The sequence below is a fragment of the Stenotrophomonas sp. STEN033 genome, assembly GCF_056856655.1.
In genome coordinates this window covers 83,226-102,592 of record NZ_JBXFWM010000009.1, presented here as the reverse complement: position 1 = coordinate 102,592, position 19,367 = coordinate 83,226, and the positions used below count along the sequence as shown (strand labels likewise).

At 64.6% G+C, this 19,367-nt stretch carries 20 protein-coding genes; 14 read left to right on the top strand and 6 right to left on the bottom strand.

The window, feature by feature from the left end; all coding sequences use genetic code 11:
* The first annotated feature begins 146 nt into the window (after nt 1–146).
* From guaB to AC1VXC_RS05415, 5 genes are all read left to right on the top strand, one after another.
* Nucleotides 147–1,604: an IMP dehydrogenase gene (gene guaB / locus AC1VXC_RS05435; RefSeq protein WP_313171672.1), complete on the top strand. Its 1,458-nt coding sequence runs from the start codon at nt 147–149 to the stop codon at nt 1,602–1,604.
* A 120-nt stretch (nt 1,605–1,724) separates the two neighbouring features.
* A complete protein-coding gene (gene guaA / locus AC1VXC_RS05430) occupies nt 1,725–3,290 on the top strand; it encodes a glutamine-hydrolyzing GMP synthase (RefSeq protein WP_481539760.1) in 1,566 nt (521 codons plus the stop codon).
* A gap of 310 nt (nt 3,291–3,600) precedes the next feature.
* Nucleotides 3,601–4,857: a tyrosine-type recombinase/integrase gene (locus AC1VXC_RS05425; RefSeq protein WP_150359707.1), complete on the top strand. Its 1,257-nt coding sequence runs from the start codon at nt 3,601–3,603 to the stop codon at nt 4,855–4,857.
* 60 nt (nt 4,858–4,917) lie between these two features.
* Entirely contained in the window at nt 4,918–5,193 is a 276-nt protein-coding gene (locus AC1VXC_RS05420; RefSeq protein WP_150359708.1) for a hypothetical protein, read from the top strand.
* Between the two features lie 4 nt (nt 5,194–5,197).
* Nucleotides 5,198–5,722 (top strand): helix-turn-helix transcriptional regulator, encoded by a 525-nt coding sequence (locus AC1VXC_RS05415; RefSeq protein ID WP_154352383.1) that lies wholly within the window; start codon nt 5,198–5,200, stop codon nt 5,720–5,722.
* Between the two features lie 16 nt (nt 5,723–5,738).
* On the opposite strand, the gene AC1VXC_RS05410 is transcribed toward AC1VXC_RS05415, so the two are convergent.
* Nucleotides 5,739–6,116 (bottom strand): helix-turn-helix transcriptional regulator, encoded by a 378-nt coding sequence (locus AC1VXC_RS05410; protein WP_150359710.1) that lies wholly within the window; start codon nt 6,114–6,116, stop codon nt 5,739–5,741.
* Between the two features lie 415 nt (nt 6,117–6,531).
* Between AC1VXC_RS05410 and radC the strand changes: the two genes are divergently transcribed.
* Both radC and AC1VXC_RS05400 read left to right on the top strand, forming a co-directional pair.
* On the top strand, nt 6,532–7,041 hold the full coding sequence (radC, locus tag AC1VXC_RS05405) for a RadC family protein (protein ID WP_154352384.1): 510 nt from the start codon (nt 6,532–6,534) through the stop codon (nt 7,039–7,041).
* Nucleotides 7,042–7,327: 286 nt separating this feature from the next.
* Nucleotides 7,328–7,678: a DUF2958 domain-containing protein gene (locus AC1VXC_RS05400; RefSeq protein WP_154352385.1), complete on the top strand. Its 351-nt coding sequence runs from the start codon at nt 7,328–7,330 to the stop codon at nt 7,676–7,678.
* 29 nt (nt 7,679–7,707) lie between these two features.
* On the opposite strand, the gene AC1VXC_RS05395 is transcribed toward AC1VXC_RS05400, so the two are convergent.
* Entirely contained in the window at nt 7,708–8,376 is a 669-nt protein-coding gene (locus AC1VXC_RS05395) for a DUF6988 family protein (protein WP_154352386.1), read from the bottom strand.
* Between the two features lie 528 nt (nt 8,377–8,904).
* Between AC1VXC_RS05395 and AC1VXC_RS05390 the strand changes: the two genes are divergently transcribed.
* The 3 genes from AC1VXC_RS05390 (at nt 8,905) to AC1VXC_RS05380 (ending at nt 12,131) form a co-directional block, all read left to right on the top strand.
* Nucleotides 8,905–9,729 carry a DUF932 domain-containing protein gene (locus tag AC1VXC_RS05390; protein WP_154352387.1) on the top strand — a complete coding sequence of 275 codons (825 nt, stop codon included), beginning with the start codon at nt 8,905–8,907 and terminating at the stop codon, nt 9,727–9,729.
* Nucleotides 9,730–9,808: 79 nt separating this feature from the next.
* Entirely contained in the window at nt 9,809–11,860 is a 2,052-nt protein-coding gene (locus AC1VXC_RS05385; protein ID WP_154352388.1) for a ParB/RepB/Spo0J family partition protein, read from the top strand.
* 61 nt (nt 11,861–11,921) lie between these two features.
* Complete coding sequence (locus AC1VXC_RS05380) at nt 11,922–12,131, top strand: hypothetical protein (RefSeq protein ID WP_154352389.1); 210 nt, start codon at nt 11,922–11,924, stop codon at nt 12,129–12,131.
* Between the two features lie 129 nt (nt 12,132–12,260).
* Here AC1VXC_RS05380 and AC1VXC_RS05375 read toward each other — a convergent pair whose 3' ends face one another.
* Both AC1VXC_RS05375 and AC1VXC_RS05370 read right to left on the bottom strand, forming a co-directional pair.
* On the bottom strand, nt 12,261–12,779 hold the full coding sequence (locus tag AC1VXC_RS05375) for a GNAT family N-acetyltransferase (RefSeq protein ID WP_154353609.1): 519 nt from the start codon (nt 12,777–12,779) through the stop codon (nt 12,261–12,263).
* Between the two features lie 696 nt (nt 12,780–13,475).
* Nucleotides 13,476–13,901 (bottom strand): MerR family transcriptional regulator, encoded by a 426-nt coding sequence (locus AC1VXC_RS05370; RefSeq protein ID WP_017355167.1) that lies wholly within the window; start codon nt 13,899–13,901, stop codon nt 13,476–13,478.
* 41 nt (nt 13,902–13,942) lie between these two features.
* Here AC1VXC_RS05370 and AC1VXC_RS05365 point away from each other — a divergent pair, with 41 nt between their 5' ends.
* The 4 genes from AC1VXC_RS05365 (at nt 13,943) to AC1VXC_RS05350 (ending at nt 16,094) form a co-directional block, all read left to right on the top strand.
* The gene (locus AC1VXC_RS05365) at nt 13,943–14,299 is read left to right on the top strand and encodes a mercuric transporter MerT family protein (protein WP_017355168.1); all 357 of its coding nucleotides are present in this window, start codon (nt 13,943–13,945) and stop codon (nt 14,297–14,299) included.
* Nucleotides 14,300–14,307: 8 nt separating this feature from the next.
* On the top strand, nt 14,308–14,595 hold the full coding sequence (locus tag AC1VXC_RS05360) for a heavy-metal-associated domain-containing protein (RefSeq protein ID WP_017355169.1): 288 nt from the start codon (nt 14,308–14,310) through the stop codon (nt 14,593–14,595).
* Entirely contained in the window at nt 14,525–14,800 is a 276-nt protein-coding gene (locus AC1VXC_RS05355) for a GDCCVxC domain-containing (seleno)protein (protein WP_255683533.1), read from the top strand. The genes AC1VXC_RS05360 and AC1VXC_RS05355 overlap by 71 nt, the downstream gene beginning before the upstream one ends.
* A gap of 94 nt (nt 14,801–14,894) precedes the next feature.
* On the top strand, nt 14,895–16,094 hold the full coding sequence (locus tag AC1VXC_RS05350; protein WP_017355170.1) for a hypothetical protein: 1,200 nt from the start codon (nt 14,895–14,897) through the stop codon (nt 16,092–16,094).
* 36 nt (nt 16,095–16,130) lie between these two features.
* On the opposite strand, the gene AC1VXC_RS05345 is transcribed toward AC1VXC_RS05350, so the two are convergent.
* Together AC1VXC_RS05345 and AC1VXC_RS05340 are read right to left on the bottom strand one after the other, a co-directional pair.
* Complete coding sequence (locus AC1VXC_RS05345; protein WP_036196077.1) at nt 16,131–17,234, bottom strand: acetate/propionate family kinase; 1,104 nt, start codon at nt 17,232–17,234, stop codon at nt 16,131–16,133.
* Between the two features lie 19 nt (nt 17,235–17,253).
* A complete protein-coding gene (locus tag AC1VXC_RS05340; RefSeq protein ID WP_082316348.1) occupies nt 17,254–19,329 on the bottom strand; it encodes a heavy metal translocating P-type ATPase in 2,076 nt (691 codons plus the stop codon).
* Nucleotides 19,330–19,367: the final 38 nt, after the last annotated feature.

Sequence of the window (19,367 nt, the reverse complement as noted above, 5' to 3'; positions counted from 1 at the left end):
TCCGTCGTCGGCTGCGTCAGATGTGTATAAGAGACAGTCCCTGAACACCTCCCCGCCAGCGCGACACTGCGTCGCACTTGCCCCCTGACATCGGCGGGCAAATAAGGGTAAAATGTCGCGCTTCCCCACATCTACCGGGCACGCCGATGCTGCGCATCCAGGCTGAAGCACTAACGTACGATGACGTTTCCCTCGTCCCCGCTCACTCCATCGTTCTGCCTAAGGACGTTGACCTCGGCACGCGGCTGACGCGCGACCTGCGGTTGAAGTTGCCGATCGTCTCGGCGGCCATGGATACCGTCACTGAAGCCCGCCTGGCGATCGCCATGGCCCAGATCGGCGGCATCGGCATCCTGCACAAGAACCTGACCGTCGAGCAGCAAGCTGCCGAAGTGGCGAAGGTCAAGAAGTTCGAATCCGGCGTCATCCGCGACCCGATCACCGTTGGTCCGGAAACCACGATCCGTGACGTGCTGGCCCTGACCCAGGCGCACAACATCTCCGGCGTGCCGGTGGTTGGCAGCGACGGCCTGCTGGCCGGCATCGTTACCCACCGTGACATGCGCTTCGAGACCGAGCTGGACGATCCGGTTCGCCACATCATGACCAAGAAGGATCGCCTGGTCACGGTGAAGGAAGGCGCGGCCTCGGACGAAGTCCTGTCGCTGCTGCACAAGAACCGCATCGAAAAAGTCCTGGTGGTCAACGACGCGTTTGAACTACGCGGCCTGATCACGGTCAAGGACATCCAGAAGAAGACCGACAACCCCAACGCTGCCAAGGACGCCGCAACGCGCCTGCTGGTTGGCGCCGCGGTTGGCGTTGGTGGTGATACCGACCGCCGCGTCGAAGCGCTGGTTGCTGCCGGCGTTGACGTGCTGGTGGTGGACACCGCGCACGGCCATTCGCAGGGCGTTCTGGATCGCGTGCGCTGGGTAAAGAAGAACTTCCCGAACGTACAGGTCATCGGCGGCAACATCTGCACCGGCGAGGCCGCGCTGGCCCTGCTCGACAGCGGCGCCGATGCGGTCAAGGTTGGCATCGGCCCCGGCTCGATCTGCACCACGCGCGTTGTCGCGGGTGTTGGCGTGCCGCAGGTCACCGCGATCGACCTGGTTGCCGAAGCGCTGCAGGATCGCATTCCGCTGATCGCCGACGGTGGCATCCGTTACTCCGGCGACATCGGCAAGGCGCTGGCCGCTGGCGCGTCAACGGTGATGATCGGTGGCCTGCTCGCAGGTACCGAAGAGTCGCCGGGCGAAACCGAATTGTTCCAGGGCCGCTCCTACAAGAGCTACCGTGGCATGGGTTCGCTGGCTGCGATGGAGAAGGGTTCCAAGGACCGCTACTTCCAGGACGCCGCCACCGCCGACAAGCTGGTGCCGGAAGGCATCGAAGGCCGCGTGCCGTACCGCGGTCCGGTTGGCGGCATCATCCACCAGCTCATCGGTGGCCTGCGCGCGACCATGGGTTATGTGGGCTGCGCCACCATCGAAGAAATGCGCACCAAGCCGAACTTCGTCAAGATCAGCGGTGCCGGCCAACGTGAGAGCCACGTCCACGACGTGCAGATCACCAAAGAGCCGCCGAACTACCGCGCTTGAAGCGGGAGTGAGTGAAGAGGAGTGAGGAGCAAGAACAAGCTCCGAGCTCCTCTTCTTCTATATAGCGCCGGCGCTGCCGCATTTTCTCACTTGTCACTCCTGTCTACTCACTTCTCGCACATGACCAACATCCATAACGACAAGATCCTCATCCTCGATTTCGGCGCACAGTACACGCAGCTGATCGCGCGCCGCATCCGCGAGTTCGGTGTGTACTGCGAGATCTGGGCATGGGACCACGATCCGGCCGAGATCGCCGCCTTTGGTGCCAAGGGCATCATCCTGTCCGGCGGCCCGGAAACCACCACGCTGCCTGGCGCGCCGGCTGCGCCGCAGGAAGTGTACGACAGCGGCCTGCCGCTGCTGGGCATCTGCTACGGCCTGCAGACCATGGCCAAGCAGTTGGGTGGCGGCACCGAAGCCGCTGACCAGCGCGAGTTCGGCCATGCCGAAGTGAAGCTGCTCGGCAACGACGCATTGCTGGGCGGCCTGTCCGACCACAACGGCGAGCCGCGCCTGGACGTGTGGATGAGCCACGGCGACCACGTCACCCACGTGCCGCCGGGCTTCGCCATCACTGCCGTGACCGACCGCATCCCGGTGGCCGCGATGGCCAACGAAGACAAGCGTTGGTACGGCGTGCAGTTCCATCCGGAAGTGACCCACACCAAGCAGGGCTCGGCGCTGCTGAAGCGCTTCGTCACCGAGATCTGCGGCTGCGCCACGCTGTGGACCGCGGCCAACATCATCGACGACCAGATCGCCCGCGTGCGTGAGCAGGTTGGCAGCGATGAGGTGATCCTGGGCCTGTCCGGCGGCGTTGATTCCTCGGTGGTCGCAGCGCTGCTGCACAAGGCCATCGGCACCCAGCTGACCTGCGTGTTCGTCGACACCGGCCTGCTGCGCTTCCAGGAGGGCGACCAGGTCATGCAGATGATGGCCGAGAACATGGGCGTCAAGGTCGTGCGCGTGAATGCGGCCGACCGTTACTTCAAGGCACTGGAAGGTGTCAGCGATCCGGAAGCCAAGCGCAAGATCATCGGCAACCTGTTCGTCGAGATTTTCGACGAAGAGTCGAACAAGCTCAGCAATGCCAAGTGGCTGGCGCAGGGCACCATCTATCCGGACGTGATCGAGTCGGCCGGCAGCAAGACCGGCAAGGCCCACGTCATCAAGAGCCACCACAATGTGGGCGGCCTGCCGGAAGACATGAAGCTCAAGCTGGTCGAGCCGCTGCGCGAGCTGTTCAAGGACGAAGTGCGTCGCCTCGGCGTCGAGCTCGGCCTGCCGCGCACCATGGTTTACCGGCATCCGTTCCCGGGCCCGGGCCTGGGCGTGCGCATCCTCGGCGAAGTGAAGCGCGAGTACGCCGAGCTGCTGGGCAAGGCCGATGCGATCTTCATCGAAGAGCTGCGTGCCGCCGATCTGTACGACAAGACCAGCCAGGCCTTCGCCGTGTTCCTGCCGGTCAAGTCTGTGGGTGTGGTGGGCGATGCACGTGCCTATGAGTGGGTGATCGCACTGCGTGCGGTCGAGACCATCGACTTCATGACCGCGCATTGGGCGCACCTGCCGTACGACTTCCTCGGCCGCGTTTCCAACCGCATCATCAACGAATTGCGTGGCGTCTCGCGCGTGGTTTACGACATCTCCGGCAAGCCGCCGGCGACGATCGAGTGGGAGTGAATTGACGTCCTTCGAGGACTATCGCCAGCTATCGAAAAACTGACGTAACGTGTTGATTTAGAAGAAAATACGTCGCAACAGCTATCGGTAGCTATCGCCGGCCAGCAGAAAAAGTTGACGGTAGAGCTGACGGTAAAAATCGAGGCCGGATTAAGACACTCTCGTTCACTATTCAGACTTTTACCGTCTTTGACGGTAAAAGCCTTCTCGGGAAAGCTTGTTTCATGGGGCTTTCCGGGCATCAGCAGGTCTCCAGGTCCCTGACGGTAAAACCTGACGGTAAATCCGTCACATGCCGGAGGAAACCTCGATGCTGACCGACGCCGCACTACGTAATTTCAAGCCTAAGTCCAAGATTTATAAGACTTCTGACCGAGACGGGATGTACGTGACGGTATCGCCTGGCGGAACGATCACGTTCCGCTACGACTACCGGCTCCACGGCCGCCGCGAGACACTGACCCTCGGACGCTATGGCCCTGGTGGCATCTCGCTGGCAATGGCGCGCGAACTGCTGCTGGACGCGCGCAAAGCCGTTCTCAAGGGTGTCTCGCCCGCGCTGGAAAAGCAGCGTGAGAAACGCCGGGTGGTCGCCATCAAGACCTTCGGCGCGGCGATGGAGACGTGGCTGGCCAACGCAAGGCTGGCCGACAGCACCCGCGCCATGCGCAAGCACATCATCGACCGGGACATCCTGCCGGTCTTCCAGAATCGCCTGCTGACCGAAATCCAGGCCGAAGACCTGCGGGCCTTGTGCAACAAGGTCAAGGAGCGTGGGGCGCCGGCGACGGCGGTACAGATTCGGGACATCGTGAAGCAGGTCTACATCTACGCCATCGCCCACGGTGAGAAGGTGGATAACCCCGCCGACAGCGTGGGCGCGGCCTCGATCGCCACCTTTGTGCCGAAAGATCGTGCCTTGTCTCCGCTGGAGATCCGGTTGTTCATGCAGCAGATGGAATCGGTGGCGACCTATCCGACCATCAAGCTGGCGCTGCGCTTGATCCTGCTGACGCTGGTACGCAAGAGCGAACTGATCCACGCCACCTGGGATGAGGTCGATTTCGAGAGCAAGACCTGGACGATTCCTAAGCAGCGGATGAAGGGGCGCAACCCGCACATGGTCTATCTATCGCGCCAGACGCTCGACATCTTCGTGACGTTGCACGCTTGCGCGGCGGGATCAAGGTTCGTTTTTCCGTCTCGCTATGACGCAGAGCGGTGCATGTCCAACGCCACTTTGAATCGCGTCACGGGGCTCGTGGTGGAGGCGGCAAAGACCAAGGGACTGCCGCTGCAACCCTTCACCGTCCATGACCTGCGCCGGACCGGCTCGACGCTGTTGAACGAAATCGGCTTCAACCGAGACTGGATCGAGAAGTGCCTGGCGCACGAGGACGGGCGTTCCTCGCGCTCGGTTTACAACAAGGCCGAGTACGCCGAGCAGCGGCGCCACATGCTGCAAGAGTGGGCCAACCTCGTCGATGCCTGGGGCGGTGGGCAGACGTACGTGCCGAAGCTGTTACCGGCGAACGTGGTGGTGCCGGCGTTGAGCGCGATAGCCTGAAACAGTTGCTTGGTTGTCACTTGACAACCAAGCAACTCATCCCCATACTGGAGATCATTGATGGCTCGTTCCCCTCATCCGAAGAAAGATGTCGAGGAAGCTCTCAGGCATGCCGAAGGGCAGGGCTGGCGCGTCGAAGTCGGCGGCAGCCACGCTTGGGGGCGGATGTATTGCCCTTACAACGATGAAGAATGTCGCTGCGGCGAGTTCTGCATCACCAGCGTATGGAGCACGCCGAAAAATCCCGGCAACCACGCGCGCGCCTTGCGGCGCGTCGTGGACAACTGCATCACGCACCGGCCGCAGCGCGACGCTGATGATGGTGCCAAGGAGTAGCGCGATGGAATACACCTTCACCCTGAAATACCAGCTCGCCGACGACGACCGCGATACGGATGCACTGGTGGAGCGCCTGGGCGAAGCCGGCTGCGACGATGCCTTGATCGGCATTGGGCAGCCGGGTCGGTTGGCGCTAGAGTTCACCCGCGAGGCAGCGGATGCGGACGAGGCCGTGCGTAGCGCGCTGGCCGATGTGCGCGGCGCCGCGCCGACCGCGCGATTGATCGAAGTAGCGCCGGATCTGGTGGGTCTGACTGACGTGGCCGACATTGTTGGCGTGTCGCGGCAGAACATGCGCAAGCTGATGCTGGCGCATCCGGGCAGCTTTCCGGCGCCGGTGCATGAAGGCAGCGCGTCGATCTGGCATTTGGCGGACGTATTGGCGTGGTTGCAGGCCAAGGGCAGCTACTCGCTGGCCAAAGACGTGTTTGAGGTGGCGCGAGTGGCCTTGCAGGTCAACGTGGCGAAGGAGGGGCAGCGATTGCCGCGCTCGACATCCAAGGCACTGGAGGTTTTGATTGGATGAGCGCCGCTGCTTGGCCTTATGCCTCGCTCGAACCCGCCCGGACAGGGCGGGTTTTTCGTAAGTGGACATCCGGTTTCGATACGCCGGCGCGCGGAGCCTGCTTTCGTTCTTCGACCCAGGCTTCCACTTCTGCCAAGTCCCATACCACGCAGCGTGGCGTCAGGTTGAAGCGACGTGGGAACTCACCGCGACGCTCCATTTCGTAGATCGTCGTTTCGGCGAGGGGAACGATCTGCCGCAGTTCCTGCCGGCGAATGGTGCGACGGAAGGGAAGGACACTGCGCGTTGGAAATTGCGGCAAAGCCTCGTAGGCATCCGTGCCTGGCAAGGGGAGGCCGACATCGGTGCCGGCGGTATTGGGGGCTTGCGATAGCTGTTCCACCTCGGACTCCATGGTTCTGCTGCATGGAGACATGGTGAAGTTCAATACCTATCGGGACAACTTGCTGCGGCGTAGTGGAGCGGGTTCGATGTGGTACTTGGATGTTGCGTCCCGGCGTACCGCCGTCGGGTTCGCGGGCTGCGCCCCGCGCTTCGTGCCGAATCGCGGCCATCCGGCTTTGATCCCTGACGCCTTCGGCCCTGTTGGGCCTGCGCGCTGCGCTTGCTCAACGGCGGGTGTGTGCAGTGGGCGGGGTGTGGGCGGTCTTGCTGTTCCCTTCACCATATCACGGCGTTCTCGCCGTCAAGGGCGGCGCGCGCTTGTGCGCGCTTGCGTCCTGGCGGCCGTCTGCGACCCCTGACTGCTTGCGCTGCGCCGTGCTGGCGACGGTTCCGGGCAATTCCGCCCAAGCAACCGGAGCACGATCATGTCGCAACTGTCTTTTTCCTCGTTCGATACCTCACTGATGGTGCGTGATGCGCAGGGCCGCTACCTGCTGGCGACGACTGACCAGATTCTGGAGGCCGCGCGCCAGGCTATCGAGCACAAGATGCAGCGCGGTGCGTCATTCAGTTCGCCGGTGGCGGTCAAGGAGTACCTGCGCGCCAAGCTGGCTGGGTTCGAGCACGAGGTGTTCGCCGTGCTGTTCCTGGATACGCACCATTACTTGATCGAATATGCCGAGATGTTTCGAGGCACCATCGATAGCGCATCGGTGTATCCGCGCGAAGTGGTCAAGCAGGCGCTGCGGCTCAATGCGGCGGCGGTCATCGTTTCGCACAACCACCCGAGCGGGAATCCTGAGCCGAGCGCGGCCGACAGGGCACTGACCCAGCGGCTCAAGGAGGCGCTGGCACTTGTGGACGTTCGCATTCTGGATCACATCATCGTCGCGGGCGGCAACACCACATCATTCGCCGAACGCGGCCTGATCTGACCAAGGGGGCTTCGGCCCCCTTTTTGCTGCGTCCGGTGGCGCAACTCCGGCCCGCGCGGGTCTGCGCGGGCCTGCGCGCTTCGCTTGCCGAGAACCGGGGAACGTGAAGGTGCAAGGGAGGCGGTCTTGCTGTTCCCTTCATCGTGCCACGGCGTGCTCGCCGTCAAGGGCTGCGCGCCGATGGCGCTTGCGTCCTGGCGGCCGTCGTTGACCCCTGACTGCTTGCGCTGCGCCGTGCCCCGGAAGGGTCGGGCAACTCCGCCCGGCAACCTTTCAGGAGTTCACCATGAACAACGCACTCATCACTGACGAGCAGCGCGTCGTGCTGCTGGCCAATGGCTGCAAATCACTGGAGAACCCGGACTTCGATCCGGCGCCCGTGGTCAAGCTGTTCACGCCGGATGCCGGCGCGACCTGGCTGCTGACCGAGATTGATCCCGACGACCACGACCACGCCTTTGGTCTTTGCGACCTGGGCCTGGGGATGCCGGAAATCGGCTGGGTCAGCCTGGGCGAACTGGCGACCGTGCGCGGCGGGCTGGGCCTGCCAATCGAACGTGACCTGTCTTTCCGGGCCGAAAAGCGGTTGAGCGCCTATGCGCGTGATGCGCGCCTGGCTGGGCGAATCGTCCAATGATTTGCGCGGGGCGTCGCAAGAAGCCCCGTTCAAGGTCTCAGCAGATCCGGCAGGCAGTCGGCGAATGCCGGCTGGATCTTGCTCACCGGCTTGGCCACGGCTTCATCGCCGGTGAGGACAGCCATCGTCATGCCGGTCATGGTCGTCAGACCGTTCGAGCTGCGCAGCACTTGCAGGGCAAGATCGACCGGGAAGCCGTCGGCACTACGCCGCAGCGGATGAATGCCGCCATGCACGAATGAGTTCATGCCGTGCCAGGTCACATCCTTGAAGTGCGAGAGCATCTGGTGCGCGGCTGCCGGCACGCCTTGTCCGACTCGCTTGCCGATCTGCTCAATCATTTCGCTGGCGCCAGGCAAGTTCTTGGCTGCCTGTTCGCTCTGCTGCGTCAGTGGCGCCAGCAACTTGTCGATCGCTGTGTCGCTAGCTGCGTAGAGCAGCCAAATTGCCCGTGTCAGGGCCTCGAACTGCAGGCGCATGAGGCCGACGGCAGACGTGGGCAGTCGCAGCGACATCAACGCTCGCATTGCCGCCGCATGTTCCATAGCCACCAAGCACATGCCGAGGGCTGATTCGCCACGGGGCGATCCATCGAACTCGGCATTGCCCAGCAATTCATCCAGCCGTTCGTGCAAGGCATTGGAGCGGTGAAGCATGTGCTCCAAAGGATCGTCGTTGTTGAGGATGGTTTCTTCCATGGAGGGATGGTAGGACGGTCGTGCGTCCCCGGCCAAGCAGACATGGCCGGTCGCGCTGTCGTGCTTCGCATTGAACCGCCTGCGGCGTCTCGCCCCTGATGGGCTTCCATCGTTCCCTCGCTCCGCTCGGCTGACGCCGCCGGCCCTGATTCCTAGATCCGGGCCTGCGCGCTTCGCTTGCCGTGCGGTCGGCGTGTCGAGGGGCCGTTGCCATGTCCAGCCGTCTCCCCTGACTTCATCACCTTCACCGCGACTGTAGCCCGCGCCCGTGTGCCGTCAAGGCGCGCAGGGCCGTGTCCTCGGCTGCGCCTGCGGGCCGCACCAACCCTGCGCTTGCCTCCTTGACGGCACCCGTTCGCGCGCTCCTGACCGTCGCGGGCGATGAACTCAGGAAAGACGGTGGCAACAGGGCCAACCGGGTTCCTCGTGCCGACCGCACCGAACAGCCGAAAGGCTGGGCTTCCGAATCTAGGAATCCGGTGTGCGGTGTGAACAGCAAACCCTTTTTTCTTTGTCAGGAGAAATGCCATGCAACTCGCATCCCGCTTCGCTTCCCGTTCCCCGGTGCTGCGTTCGGAACGTCCCTTGTCCGACGACCAAATCCGGGCCGTGGCCCCGTCCATCTTCGCGGACGCCCCGCACGAAAGCCGCTCCGAGCGATACAGCTACATCCCCACCGCGACCGTGCTGCAAGAACTGCGCGGGGAAGGTTTCGAGCCTTTCATGGTGACGCAAACCCGCGTGCGCCACGACGACCGCCGCGACTACACCAAGCACATGATCCGGCTGCGCCACGCCAGCCAGATCAACGGCCGCGAGGCCAACGAAATCATCCTACTGAACTCCCATGACGGCACCAGCAGCTATCAGATGCTGGCCGGGATGTTTCGTTTCGTTTGCAGCAATGGCCTTGTCTGCGGCGATACCGTGGCCGACGTGCGCGTGCCTCACAAAGGCGACGTGGCTGGACAGGTGATCGAAGGCGCATACGAAGTCCTGCACGGCTTCGACCGGGCGCAGGAATCCCGCGATGCCATGCGCGCTATCACGCTGGACGCAGGGGAATCGGAAGTGTTCGCCCGCGCTGCGCTGGCGTTGAAGTACGACGAGAACAAGCCCGCGCCCATCACGGAATCGCAAATCCTGATGCCGCGCCGCCATGACGACGACCGCCGCGACCTGTGGAGTGTGTTCAACCGCACGCAGGAGAACTTGACCAAGGGCGGACTGTCCGGGCGAAGCGCCAACGGACGCCGCCAGCAAACCCGCCCCGTTCAAGGCATTGACCAAAACGTGCGCCTGAACCGCTCCCTGTGGCTGCTGGCCGATGGCCTGCGCCAGTTGAAAGCCTGAATCCCTACGCGGCAGGGGCAGGCAGCAGCCCTTGCCGCTTCTCTCGCTGCTGCATCCCTAACCGCAAGGAGTTATCACCATGAACGCCGTACTCAAAACCGAAACCGTCGCCATCGAAGCCGCCGCGCCGCTGGAAGCGGCAGACCCGACCAAGAACCTGATCTTGGTTCCGCTGTCGCAACTGTTGCCGCGCCGCTCCAGGCGCAACGTCCGCACGACCCCGCGCCAGTCCATCCCCGAACTGGCCGCGAGCATTGCCCGCATCGGCCTGCTGCAAAACCTGATCGTCATCCTTTCCGCGGACGGCGAGGCTTACGAGGTGGTGGCCGGTGATCGCCGCCTGACCGCCTTGAAGCTGCTGGCGAAGAAGAAGCGCATCCCCGCCGACTATGAAGTGCCGTGCCTGCTGGTGGCCGATGCGTCCGCCCGTACCGTCAGCCTCGCGGAGAACGTGCAGCGCGAGAACATGCACCCCGCCGACCAGTTCGCGGCCTTCGCCGCGCTGGTCAAGGAAGGCCGGCCCGTCGAAGACATTGCCGCCGACTTCGGCGTGTCCCCGCTGGTGGTGCAGCGCCGCTTGAAGCTGGCGAACGTCTCGCCGCGCCTGATGAACGACTACCGCGCTGGAACCGTCACGCTGGAACAGTTGATGGCCTTGACCATCACCGACGACCACGCAGCGCAGGAAGCCGCGTTCTATGGTGCGCCGGAATGGCAGCGCAGCCCGTCCAAGCTGCGCGAGCGCCTGACCGAGCGCGAAATCGACGCCGCGCACGCGCTGGTGCGCTTCGTCGGGCTGGACACCTACCGGCAGGCAGGCGGCGGCATCCGCCGCGACCTGTTCGCAGAAGGCGATGCCGGAACCTACCTCACCGATACCGCAGTGCTGGAAACGCTGGTGCGCGACAAGCTGGCAACGCTGGCCGAGGACGTGCGCGCCGAGGGCTGGGCGTGGGTGGAGGCCGTGCCGCATCTGGCCTACGAGGAACGGCAGGCGTTCCAGAACGCCCCGCGCCATCGCCGCGAGCCGACCACCCGCGAGGCCCGCCGCATCGCCTCGCTGGAAACCCGCCTCGAAAAGATCGACGCCGAACTGGAAGAAGCCTGCGACGCCGAGGACGAGGCCAAGGCCGAGAAGCTGGAACGGCGGCGCGATCAGGTGATCGGCGAACTGCAAGACGCGGAGGACGCCTTACAGGGCTATGCCCCCGAAGTGCGCGAGGTGGCCGGTGTCATCGTCACCATCGACCGCAACGGCGAAGCCGCCATTCATCGCGGCCTGCTGCGCGAAGCCGAGGCCAAGGCGCTGCGCACGCTGGAAAAGCTGCGGCGCGGTTTCGGCAACACCGAAGGCGAAGTCGCCAACGACGAGCACGAGGACGCCGACGACGCACCCAAGGCCGCGAGCCTGTCCGACCGGCTGGCGCAGCGGTTGAGCGCCCACCGCACGGCGGCGCTGCAAATCGAAGTCGCCCGGCATCCGCATGTCGCGCTGGCCGCACTGGTGCATGGCATGGTGCAGACCGTCTTGCAGCCCGACGCCTACGGCGATGGCCTGCCGCTCGGCGTGCGCCTCACGGCGCAATACCGGCTGGAAGGCATGGCACCGGACTGGCCGGAATCGCCCGCCGCCGTGGCGCTGCGCGAACTGCAACAGGTGGCCGGTGAAGCCTTGCCGGAGGACAGCGCCGAACTGTTCGCCGCGCTGCTGGCGAAGCCGCAAGACGAACTGGTGCGACTGCTGGCCGTGTGCGTGGCTTCCACGGTGGACGTGGTGACGCCCCGCGCCACGACGCACCATCGCGGCGAAGAACTGGCGCAGGCCGTGGGCCTCGACATGGCCGCATGGTGGAAGCCGACCGCAGAAGGCTACTTCAAGCACGTTTCCAAGGCCGTGATTCTGGATGCCGTGGGCGAGTACGCGCCCGAGCAAATCAACCGGCTGGCGAAGCTCAAGAAGGCCGACATTGCCAGCGAAGCCGAGCGGCTGGCCGATGGCACGGGCTGGATGCCCGCCATCTTCAAGGCCGCAGATCCGCAGGATGCCGCGCAGGAGGAAAGCCCGGAGCAGGACGCCTCGGAGGATGCCGAAGCAATGGCGGATGAACCCGCCGAGGTGCTGGCCGCTTGACCCGCGCCGAAGGCAAGCGCCCCGGCCTCGACCGGGGCGCTTCGCTGGAAGGAGAAGCTCCATGATCCACACCGCCACCAGCCGCCGGCGCATGGCGGCGATCTACGCCCCCGGCACAGTACGCGCCCGCCGCTGGCACGGCGCAGGCGACGTACGCGGCTATCGCCTGCCCTCGGGCTGGTCGGCCCGCGCCGACCTCACCGACATTCATCCCATCACGGGCCGCGCCTTGCCGCGCGCCTTGTGGTGGCTCATCGAGACGAAGGAATAACCGCGATCAGCACCGCGCCCAGGCCGTTCCGTCCTGGGCGCGGTGAAATGCAAATCCGGTCGCGGTAGTGGCCGCGCGCGGTGTTCAAGGCCAGCAGCCGATTCAGAACGCCGCCGCCTTCGCGCTGGCTCAGGCGGCGGCGTTGAAAGCATCGCTGTAGTGTGCGATGCCTTCGGGCACCGGCCCATCGAAGGCCAGTGCCATGAAGTAGCCGGGCGGCACGCCCGGCAGTTGCAGGCCCGCACGGGCCTGAAAACCAAAACGCGCGTAATACGCGGGATCGCCCAGCAGCACGCAGCCCGCGGCCTGCATGTCACGCAGTTCAGACAGCGCCTGTTCCATCAGGCGCGAGCCGATGCCGTGCCCTTGCCTTTGCGGCAGGACGGAGATCGGCCCCAAGCCGTACCAGCCTTCGGCCTTGTGGCCGTTGCGATCGGTGATGGTCACGGGCGACAGGGCCACATGGCCGACGACCTGGCCGTGTTCCTCGGCCACGATGGAAAGCGTCAGTTCGTCGGCGGCGCGCAGGGCGCGCACGATGAACTGCTCGGTGTGGCTGGTGTGCGGTGCATCGGCGAAGGCGGCGACCGTGACGGCCTCGATGGCGGCCATGTCGTCAGGTGTTTCGTGTCGTAGCTGGATGGTCATGGACTGCTCTTGGATTCTTTCCTGAAAATATAGAACGGCCTGGGCGTGTCGGCGCTTCGCCCCGCCGGGCTTTCGGGCTGCGCCCCGTGTCAACTTCGCTGTCACGGCCATTCGGCTTCAATTCCTCGCGCCTTCGCGCCTTTGGCGCTGCGCGCTTCGCTTGCCTCCAGGGGAAAGCCCTGCGGGCTATCCCCGCCGCGCGATGCTTGGCGCCCCTCGATGCGGCCGAACCGGCTGCGCCGGATCGGCGCGGCCAGCGCTACGCTGCGATGGACGGGGTGCTGGCGAACACGCTGGCCCTTGCTGCAGCAGGTTGCACGGATGCGTGCTGCCCTCAACGCTGGCGGTTCCTGCCCATCACGTCACGAAGGACGGTTCACGGACAACCCGCCCGGCATCGCTATGGAGCTTCCACGCCACGCCTCAAGACCGGCGCCGCAAGGTGCGGCCGGGGCTTTCTCGCCTTTCATTTGGTGGTTGACCTGGCCCGCGTCAGTGAGCGAGCTGGAGAAGCCTTCGGGCGGGGATGCCGAGTCGGCCCCATCTCCTTTCGGAGCGGTTCGGCCCAAGGCGTCCTTGTCTCGTTGTGAATCCTGGCGGTGGCACGGCTGCGCCTCGGGCTTCATGGCTGCAACCGTCCGGCGAAAACAATTTGAGGGTCGGCAGGGATTCGTGTAAAAACGGGCCGAAAGTGAGCTAACTGCCTGTCGCAGCTGGCTTTATTGGCCGCTCCAGAAAATCGAGGGTTGGGCAGCACTCTCCCGCCGGCACTTGGGCGCACCGCGCTATTTTCTGTTCGAGATCCCTCTCCAGCTGTCGCAGCTCGCGGATTCGTAGACGGACATCGACGAGCTTTCGCTCGGTCAGCTGACGGGTCTGCTCGCAAGAACCTTCGCCTGTGATCTCTAGCAGGCCAGCGATCTCGTCGAGGCTGAATCCCATCATCTGAGCGCGCCGGATGAACTGAAGCCGATTGACATCGTTTTCGTCGTAACGACGCACGCCTCCTATGGGTCGCTCGGGTTGACGCAGCAGCCTACGCCGCTGGTAGTAGCGCACGGTTTCGACGTGCACATCGGCCGCCGCCGCCAGCCGGCTGATCGTAAACGTGTTCGGACGCACGGCTTGACTCCGTACCTAGGTACAGAGGCTAGTATGCTCTGATGCAAACAACCCCGGCCAAATCGTCTGTTCCAGCCATCGTTGGCGCGAGCATCGCCGCCATTGGCGCATCGGTCTGCTGCGTCGTGCCGCTGGTGCTGGTCCTGCTGGGCATCAGTGGCGCCTGGATCGGCACCCTGACAGCTCTCGATCCCTTGAGGCCCTGGTTCAGCGCCGCCGCCGTACTGTCCTTGGCCGTGGCGTTTTGGATGCTGTATCGACCGGCGGCACGGTGCGGTGTGGATGGCAGTTGCATCGCCCCGGACGCTCTGCGACGCAGGCGACGTTGGCTCTGGTTGGCGACAGCCCTCATCGTCCTGTTGCTGCTGTTTCCCTATTACATCGTCTGGATTCTGTAGGAGGCGCGATGCACAAGTGGATACTGGCCCTGGTGGCTGCTCTGTCGGTCGGTGCCGCTCTTGCGACGCCCGCAACCGTAGTGATGCTCGATGCTGAGAACATGACCTGTCCCGCCTGCGGCATCACCATCAGGAAGGCGCTGGAGAAGGTGCCGGGCGTGGCCGATGTGAAGGTGGACACCCGGGCTGAAACAGTCACGGTGACGTTCGAATCGAGCCAGACGGATGCAGCCGGAATCGCGCGTGCAGTCACGGAAGCAGGCTTCCCGGCCAAGGTGCGGACTGGCGGTGAGTGACGTCAAGCTGGAAAGCGTCTTGACCTGCCCGGAGTGCGGCCATCGGGCGACCGAGACAATGCCCATCACAGCGTGTCAATTCTTCTATGAGTGCACGGGCTGTGGAGCGGTTTTGCGTCCGCATCAAGGCGACTGCTGTGTGTTCTGCTCGTTCGGAACAGTGCCATGTCCACCGATCCAACAGAACAATCCCTGTTGTGGTTGAACCGCGGACTCCGATAATAGTTGGACAGACAGGCTGCGAGATCGACTGTGCCACCCTGGAAAGCGCGCCGCTCAACCAGCGGTGTGCATGCGAAGTGGTCGACATCCTCCGTCTGCACGAGTCGATCCGGGGTGCCTTTCCGGAGTTCACGACTGATCCCGCCGTACACGCGCACTTATTTTCACCCTATGCCTTGTTCGTTGATCGGCCCGCGTTGGAGGCCATGGGACGAGTCGCGGCGGCGGTCTTCGACGTCGCAGGAAACCCGGGATATAGCCAACGGGTCCTGCAATGGGCCCCTGACATTGCAACCCATGATCCGGGTTCGGCGGGGGGCGTCCTGGGTCTGGACTTTCACCTGACGGTCGATGGCCCGCGGCTGATCGAGGTCAACACCAATCCAGGCGGTCTGCTCCTCAATGCCTTGTTGCTCGATGCCGTGCGGTCTTGCGCGCCGCCAGCATGGGCCACCTGGACCAACGCGGCCCAAGCGCGTGATGCGGCCGTCACGGCCTGGATGGAGGATGCTCGGCAGCAATCCGGGCGCACGCCGTCGCGCCTGGCCATCGTGGACAGCACTCCGCGAGCGCAGTTCCTTTACCCCGAGTTTGTGCTGTACGCGAACGCGTTTCGGGACCATGGCGTGGACTGCGTGATCAGCGCTCCCGAGGATTTGTCGTTTGGTTCGGACGGGCTTGAGGATGCCCACGGTCGAATCGACACTGTCTACAACCGGTTGACCGATTTCGCGCTCGAGGATGCCTCGCATGCAGACATTCGTGAGGCTTACCTGGCAGGGGACGTCGCGCTGATGCCGCATCCCCGAGCACACGCGCTGTTTGCCGACAAGCGCAACCTTGCGGTGCTCGGGGACCCGGCTCTGCTCGGCGGGTTCGGGGTCGATGCGGGTTCGACGGCACTGCTGGGCCAGGTGATCCCGCCCACGGTCGAACTCGTGCCCGCGAACCGGGATGCGTTGTGGGCAGTGCGCAACGGATATTTCTTCAAGCCTGCAGCAGGGTTTGGCAGCCGTGGGAGTTATCGGGGCGACAAGTTGACCCGGCGGACTTGGGCGTCTATGGCGTCGGCGACCTACATCGCACAGGCCTTCGCGCCACCGAGCATGCGGATCGTGCATGGGGGCCAGTCCCTCAAGGCGGATGTGCGCTGCTTCGCGTCCGAGGCGGGTGTCCTGTTGTTCGCGGCCAGGCTGTACCAGGGCCAGACCACGAACATGCGCACCCCCGGTGGTGGATTCGCAGCGGTGCTCACGTCGTCACGGATCGAGGAGTGATTCCCCACCGGAGCCGACCCTTGGGGCGTGTCGTGGCTACAGCCAGGCGAGTGCCGATTCAGCCAGTTCGCGCTCCTCATCGATCGCGACGTTCCATATGCTCGGCCCGCCCCCGCGGTCGATCCGCGTGGCTCCAGCATCGTTGACGTCAGGTGCCAGCGCCAGGCCGAGCCAGGCCAGTCGCGCGACGATGCGAGCCCGCAAAACCGGCGCGCGATGGCCGATGCCGCCGGAAAAGACGACATGGTCGAGACCGCCAATTGCCGTGGCCATGGCCGCGATGGACTGCGCAATCCGGACTGCAAAGAGCTCCACGGCAAGCTGGGCCTGCGGGCCGGGATCCGTCAGCAACACGCGCATGTCGCCATGGCCGGCGATTCCGGCAAGGCCTGCACTGCGGTACAGGCCGTTTTCAAGCGCCTGCGCATCCAGGCGTTCATGCCTCAGCAGATACAGCAACGCGCCGGGATCGAGATCTCCGGAGCGGGTAGGGCTCGGGATTCCACCCAGCGGAGTGAGCGCCATGGTGGTGTCGCGGCTGCGGCCGCCCTCGACGGCGCAGACGCTGCAGCCACCCCCCAGATGCGCGAAGACAGCGCGGCCCTTCAGGATTCCAGCGTCGTGGCTGGCCACTATGCGGAGCGCGGAGGCAAAGGCGAGTCCATGGAAACCGTAGCGGCGGATGCCCAGCGCATCCCATGCTTCAGGGACAGGCAAGCGCCGGCTCCAGGGCGCGAGCGACGCGTGGAAGTCGGTGTCGAAGGCCACGCCTTGGCGCGCGTGCGGCCAACGCATGCGCGCGGCACGCGCGAAAGCGAGGGCTACCGGCTGGTGCAAGGGTGCGAACGGCACCAATGCATCCAGTTTCGCGAGCACGGTTTCGTCGAGCTCGCGGGCGTCGTGCAGGTCACCGCCATGTACGATTCGGTGCACCACCACGTCGGGGCTGGGCCACGGCTCCGACAATGCCTCGAGCAGGGTGGCAAGGCGCTCCTGCGCATCCACGCCGACTGGAATTTCGGCCCGGGAGCGCTCGAGCAGACGAGACTGCGCGCCGTGTCCCTCAGTGTTGAACAGATAGGACGCGCCCTTGAGGGTGGACGAGCCAACGTTGAGTGCAAGAAGCCGGCGCGTGGTCACAGGTGTCCCCGAATCATGTTCATGGGGACCGCACCGCCCGGCGCAACAACTGCGCATTGATTGCCACAACGACGGTGCTCAGCGACATGAGCACTGCCCCAAGCGCAGGTTGCAGCAGGATCCCCCATGCGGCGAGAACGCCAGCGGCGAGAGGGATGGCGACGATGTTGTAGCCGGCGGCCCACCACAGGTTCTGGATCATCTTGCGATAGGTGGCCTTGCTCAATTCGATGATCGCTGGCACGTCGCGCGGGTCGCTGCGCACGAGTACGACGTCGCCGGCCTCGACCGCGACGTCCGTCCCTGTGCCGATGGCGATGCCGACGTCGGACGTGAGCAGCGCCGGAGCGTCATTGACACCGTCACCCACCATCGCGACGCGCTTGCCCTGGGCCTGCAGCTCCTCGATCTTTGCCACCTTGTCCTCGGGCAATACCTCGGCGAAGACGGTGTCGATGTTGAGTTCCTTCGCGACCGCGTTTGCGACCGCCGTGGAATCACCCGTCAGCAGGACAACCTCCAGTCCTTCGTCGTGCAGCCGCTTGACCGCGTCGAACGATTCGGGACGGATGGCATCCGCGATCGCAAATACGGCGAGCACCCGGTCGCCTTCCACCAGGTAGGTTGCAGATTGACCATCGGCTGCCGCTGATTCGGCAGCCCGCCGAAGCGTCTCCGGCGGTTCGACCGCGAGCATTCTCAACAGACCCGGCCCGCCAACGTGAAGCGAGCGCTCCTCGACGACTGCGCGCACGCCGCGTCCCGGCATGGACTCGAAGTCCTGCGACATCGGAACGTCGATGCCATGTTCCTTGGCGCTGGTCATCAGCGCCTGCGCGATCGGATGTTCAGCGTCGCGCTGGACCGACGCGGCCACGCGAAGCACCTCGTCGTCGGTGAGTCCATCGGCGGCAGTGGTCTTCACGACGCGGTGCGAACCGAGCGTGAGCGTGCCTGTCTTGTCGAACACGACCGTGTTCAGCAAACGGGCCTCTTCCAGGCCGCGTCGATCGCGCACGAGCAGGCCGTTCCGTGCGCCAATCGTGGTCGAGATGGCGGTCACCAGCGGGATGGCCAAACCCAGCGCATGGGGACAGGCGATCACGAGCACGGTCACTACGCGCTCGATCGTGAAGCTCCACGGTCGACCGAGGAGTGGCCAGACAATGGCGGTAACCGCGGCGGAGACGATGGCGATGATCGTGAGGTAGAACGCCGCCCGGTCCGCCAGGGCCTGGGCGCGCGAGCGCGACGTCTGGGCCTGCTCGACGAGCCGCATGATACCCGCGAGCGCGGTCTCGTCGCCGGTTCCCGTCACCTCGACACGCAACGAGCCCTGTCCGTTGACGGTGCCGGCGATCACCCGGTCGCCCGTCGACTTGTCCATCGGCTTGGACTCGCCGGTGATCATCGCTTCGTTGACGGCGCTGGTCCCTTCCTTCACGACGCCGTCGGCGGGAATGCTCGCGCCGGGCCTGATGAGCAGCAGGTCGCCGCGCTTCAGTTCCGCGACAGGGACTTCCTTCGCGGTACCGGCCTCATCCAACCGCACCGCCATATCAGGCAGCAGCTTCGCGAGTTCCTTGAGAGCGCCCTGTGCCTGGTTGATCGAACGCATCTCGATCCAGTGGCCGAGCAACATGATCGCCACCAGCGTCGCCAGCTCCCACCACAGGTCCAAGCCCTCGACAACGCCGAGCGTGACCAACGCGCTGTAAAGGAAGGCGACGGTGATCGCAAGCGAGATCAGCGTCATCATGCCCGGCAGGCGATTTCTCAGCTCGTGGTATCCGCCGCGGAGGAACGGCGAGCCGCCGTAGAAGTACACGATCGTGCCGAACACCGCCGGGATGTACGCCGACCCCGGGAACTGTGGTGCGGTGTAGTCGAACCAATGCTGGATCATCCCGCTCCAGATCAGAGTGGGGATGGTCAGCAGCAGCGTGAGCCAGAACTTGTCGCGGAAGCTCGCCACGCTGTGGCCGGCATGCTTGTCGTGCCCGGCATGGACGTCACCTTCAGCACCCGTGCGGGGATGCGGCGGTTGCTCGCCGTGCGCCTGATGATCTTGATGATGATGATTGTGTTGCGTCATGGGTCTGCCTTCCTGGATGCACTGATGCGCCGGGCACC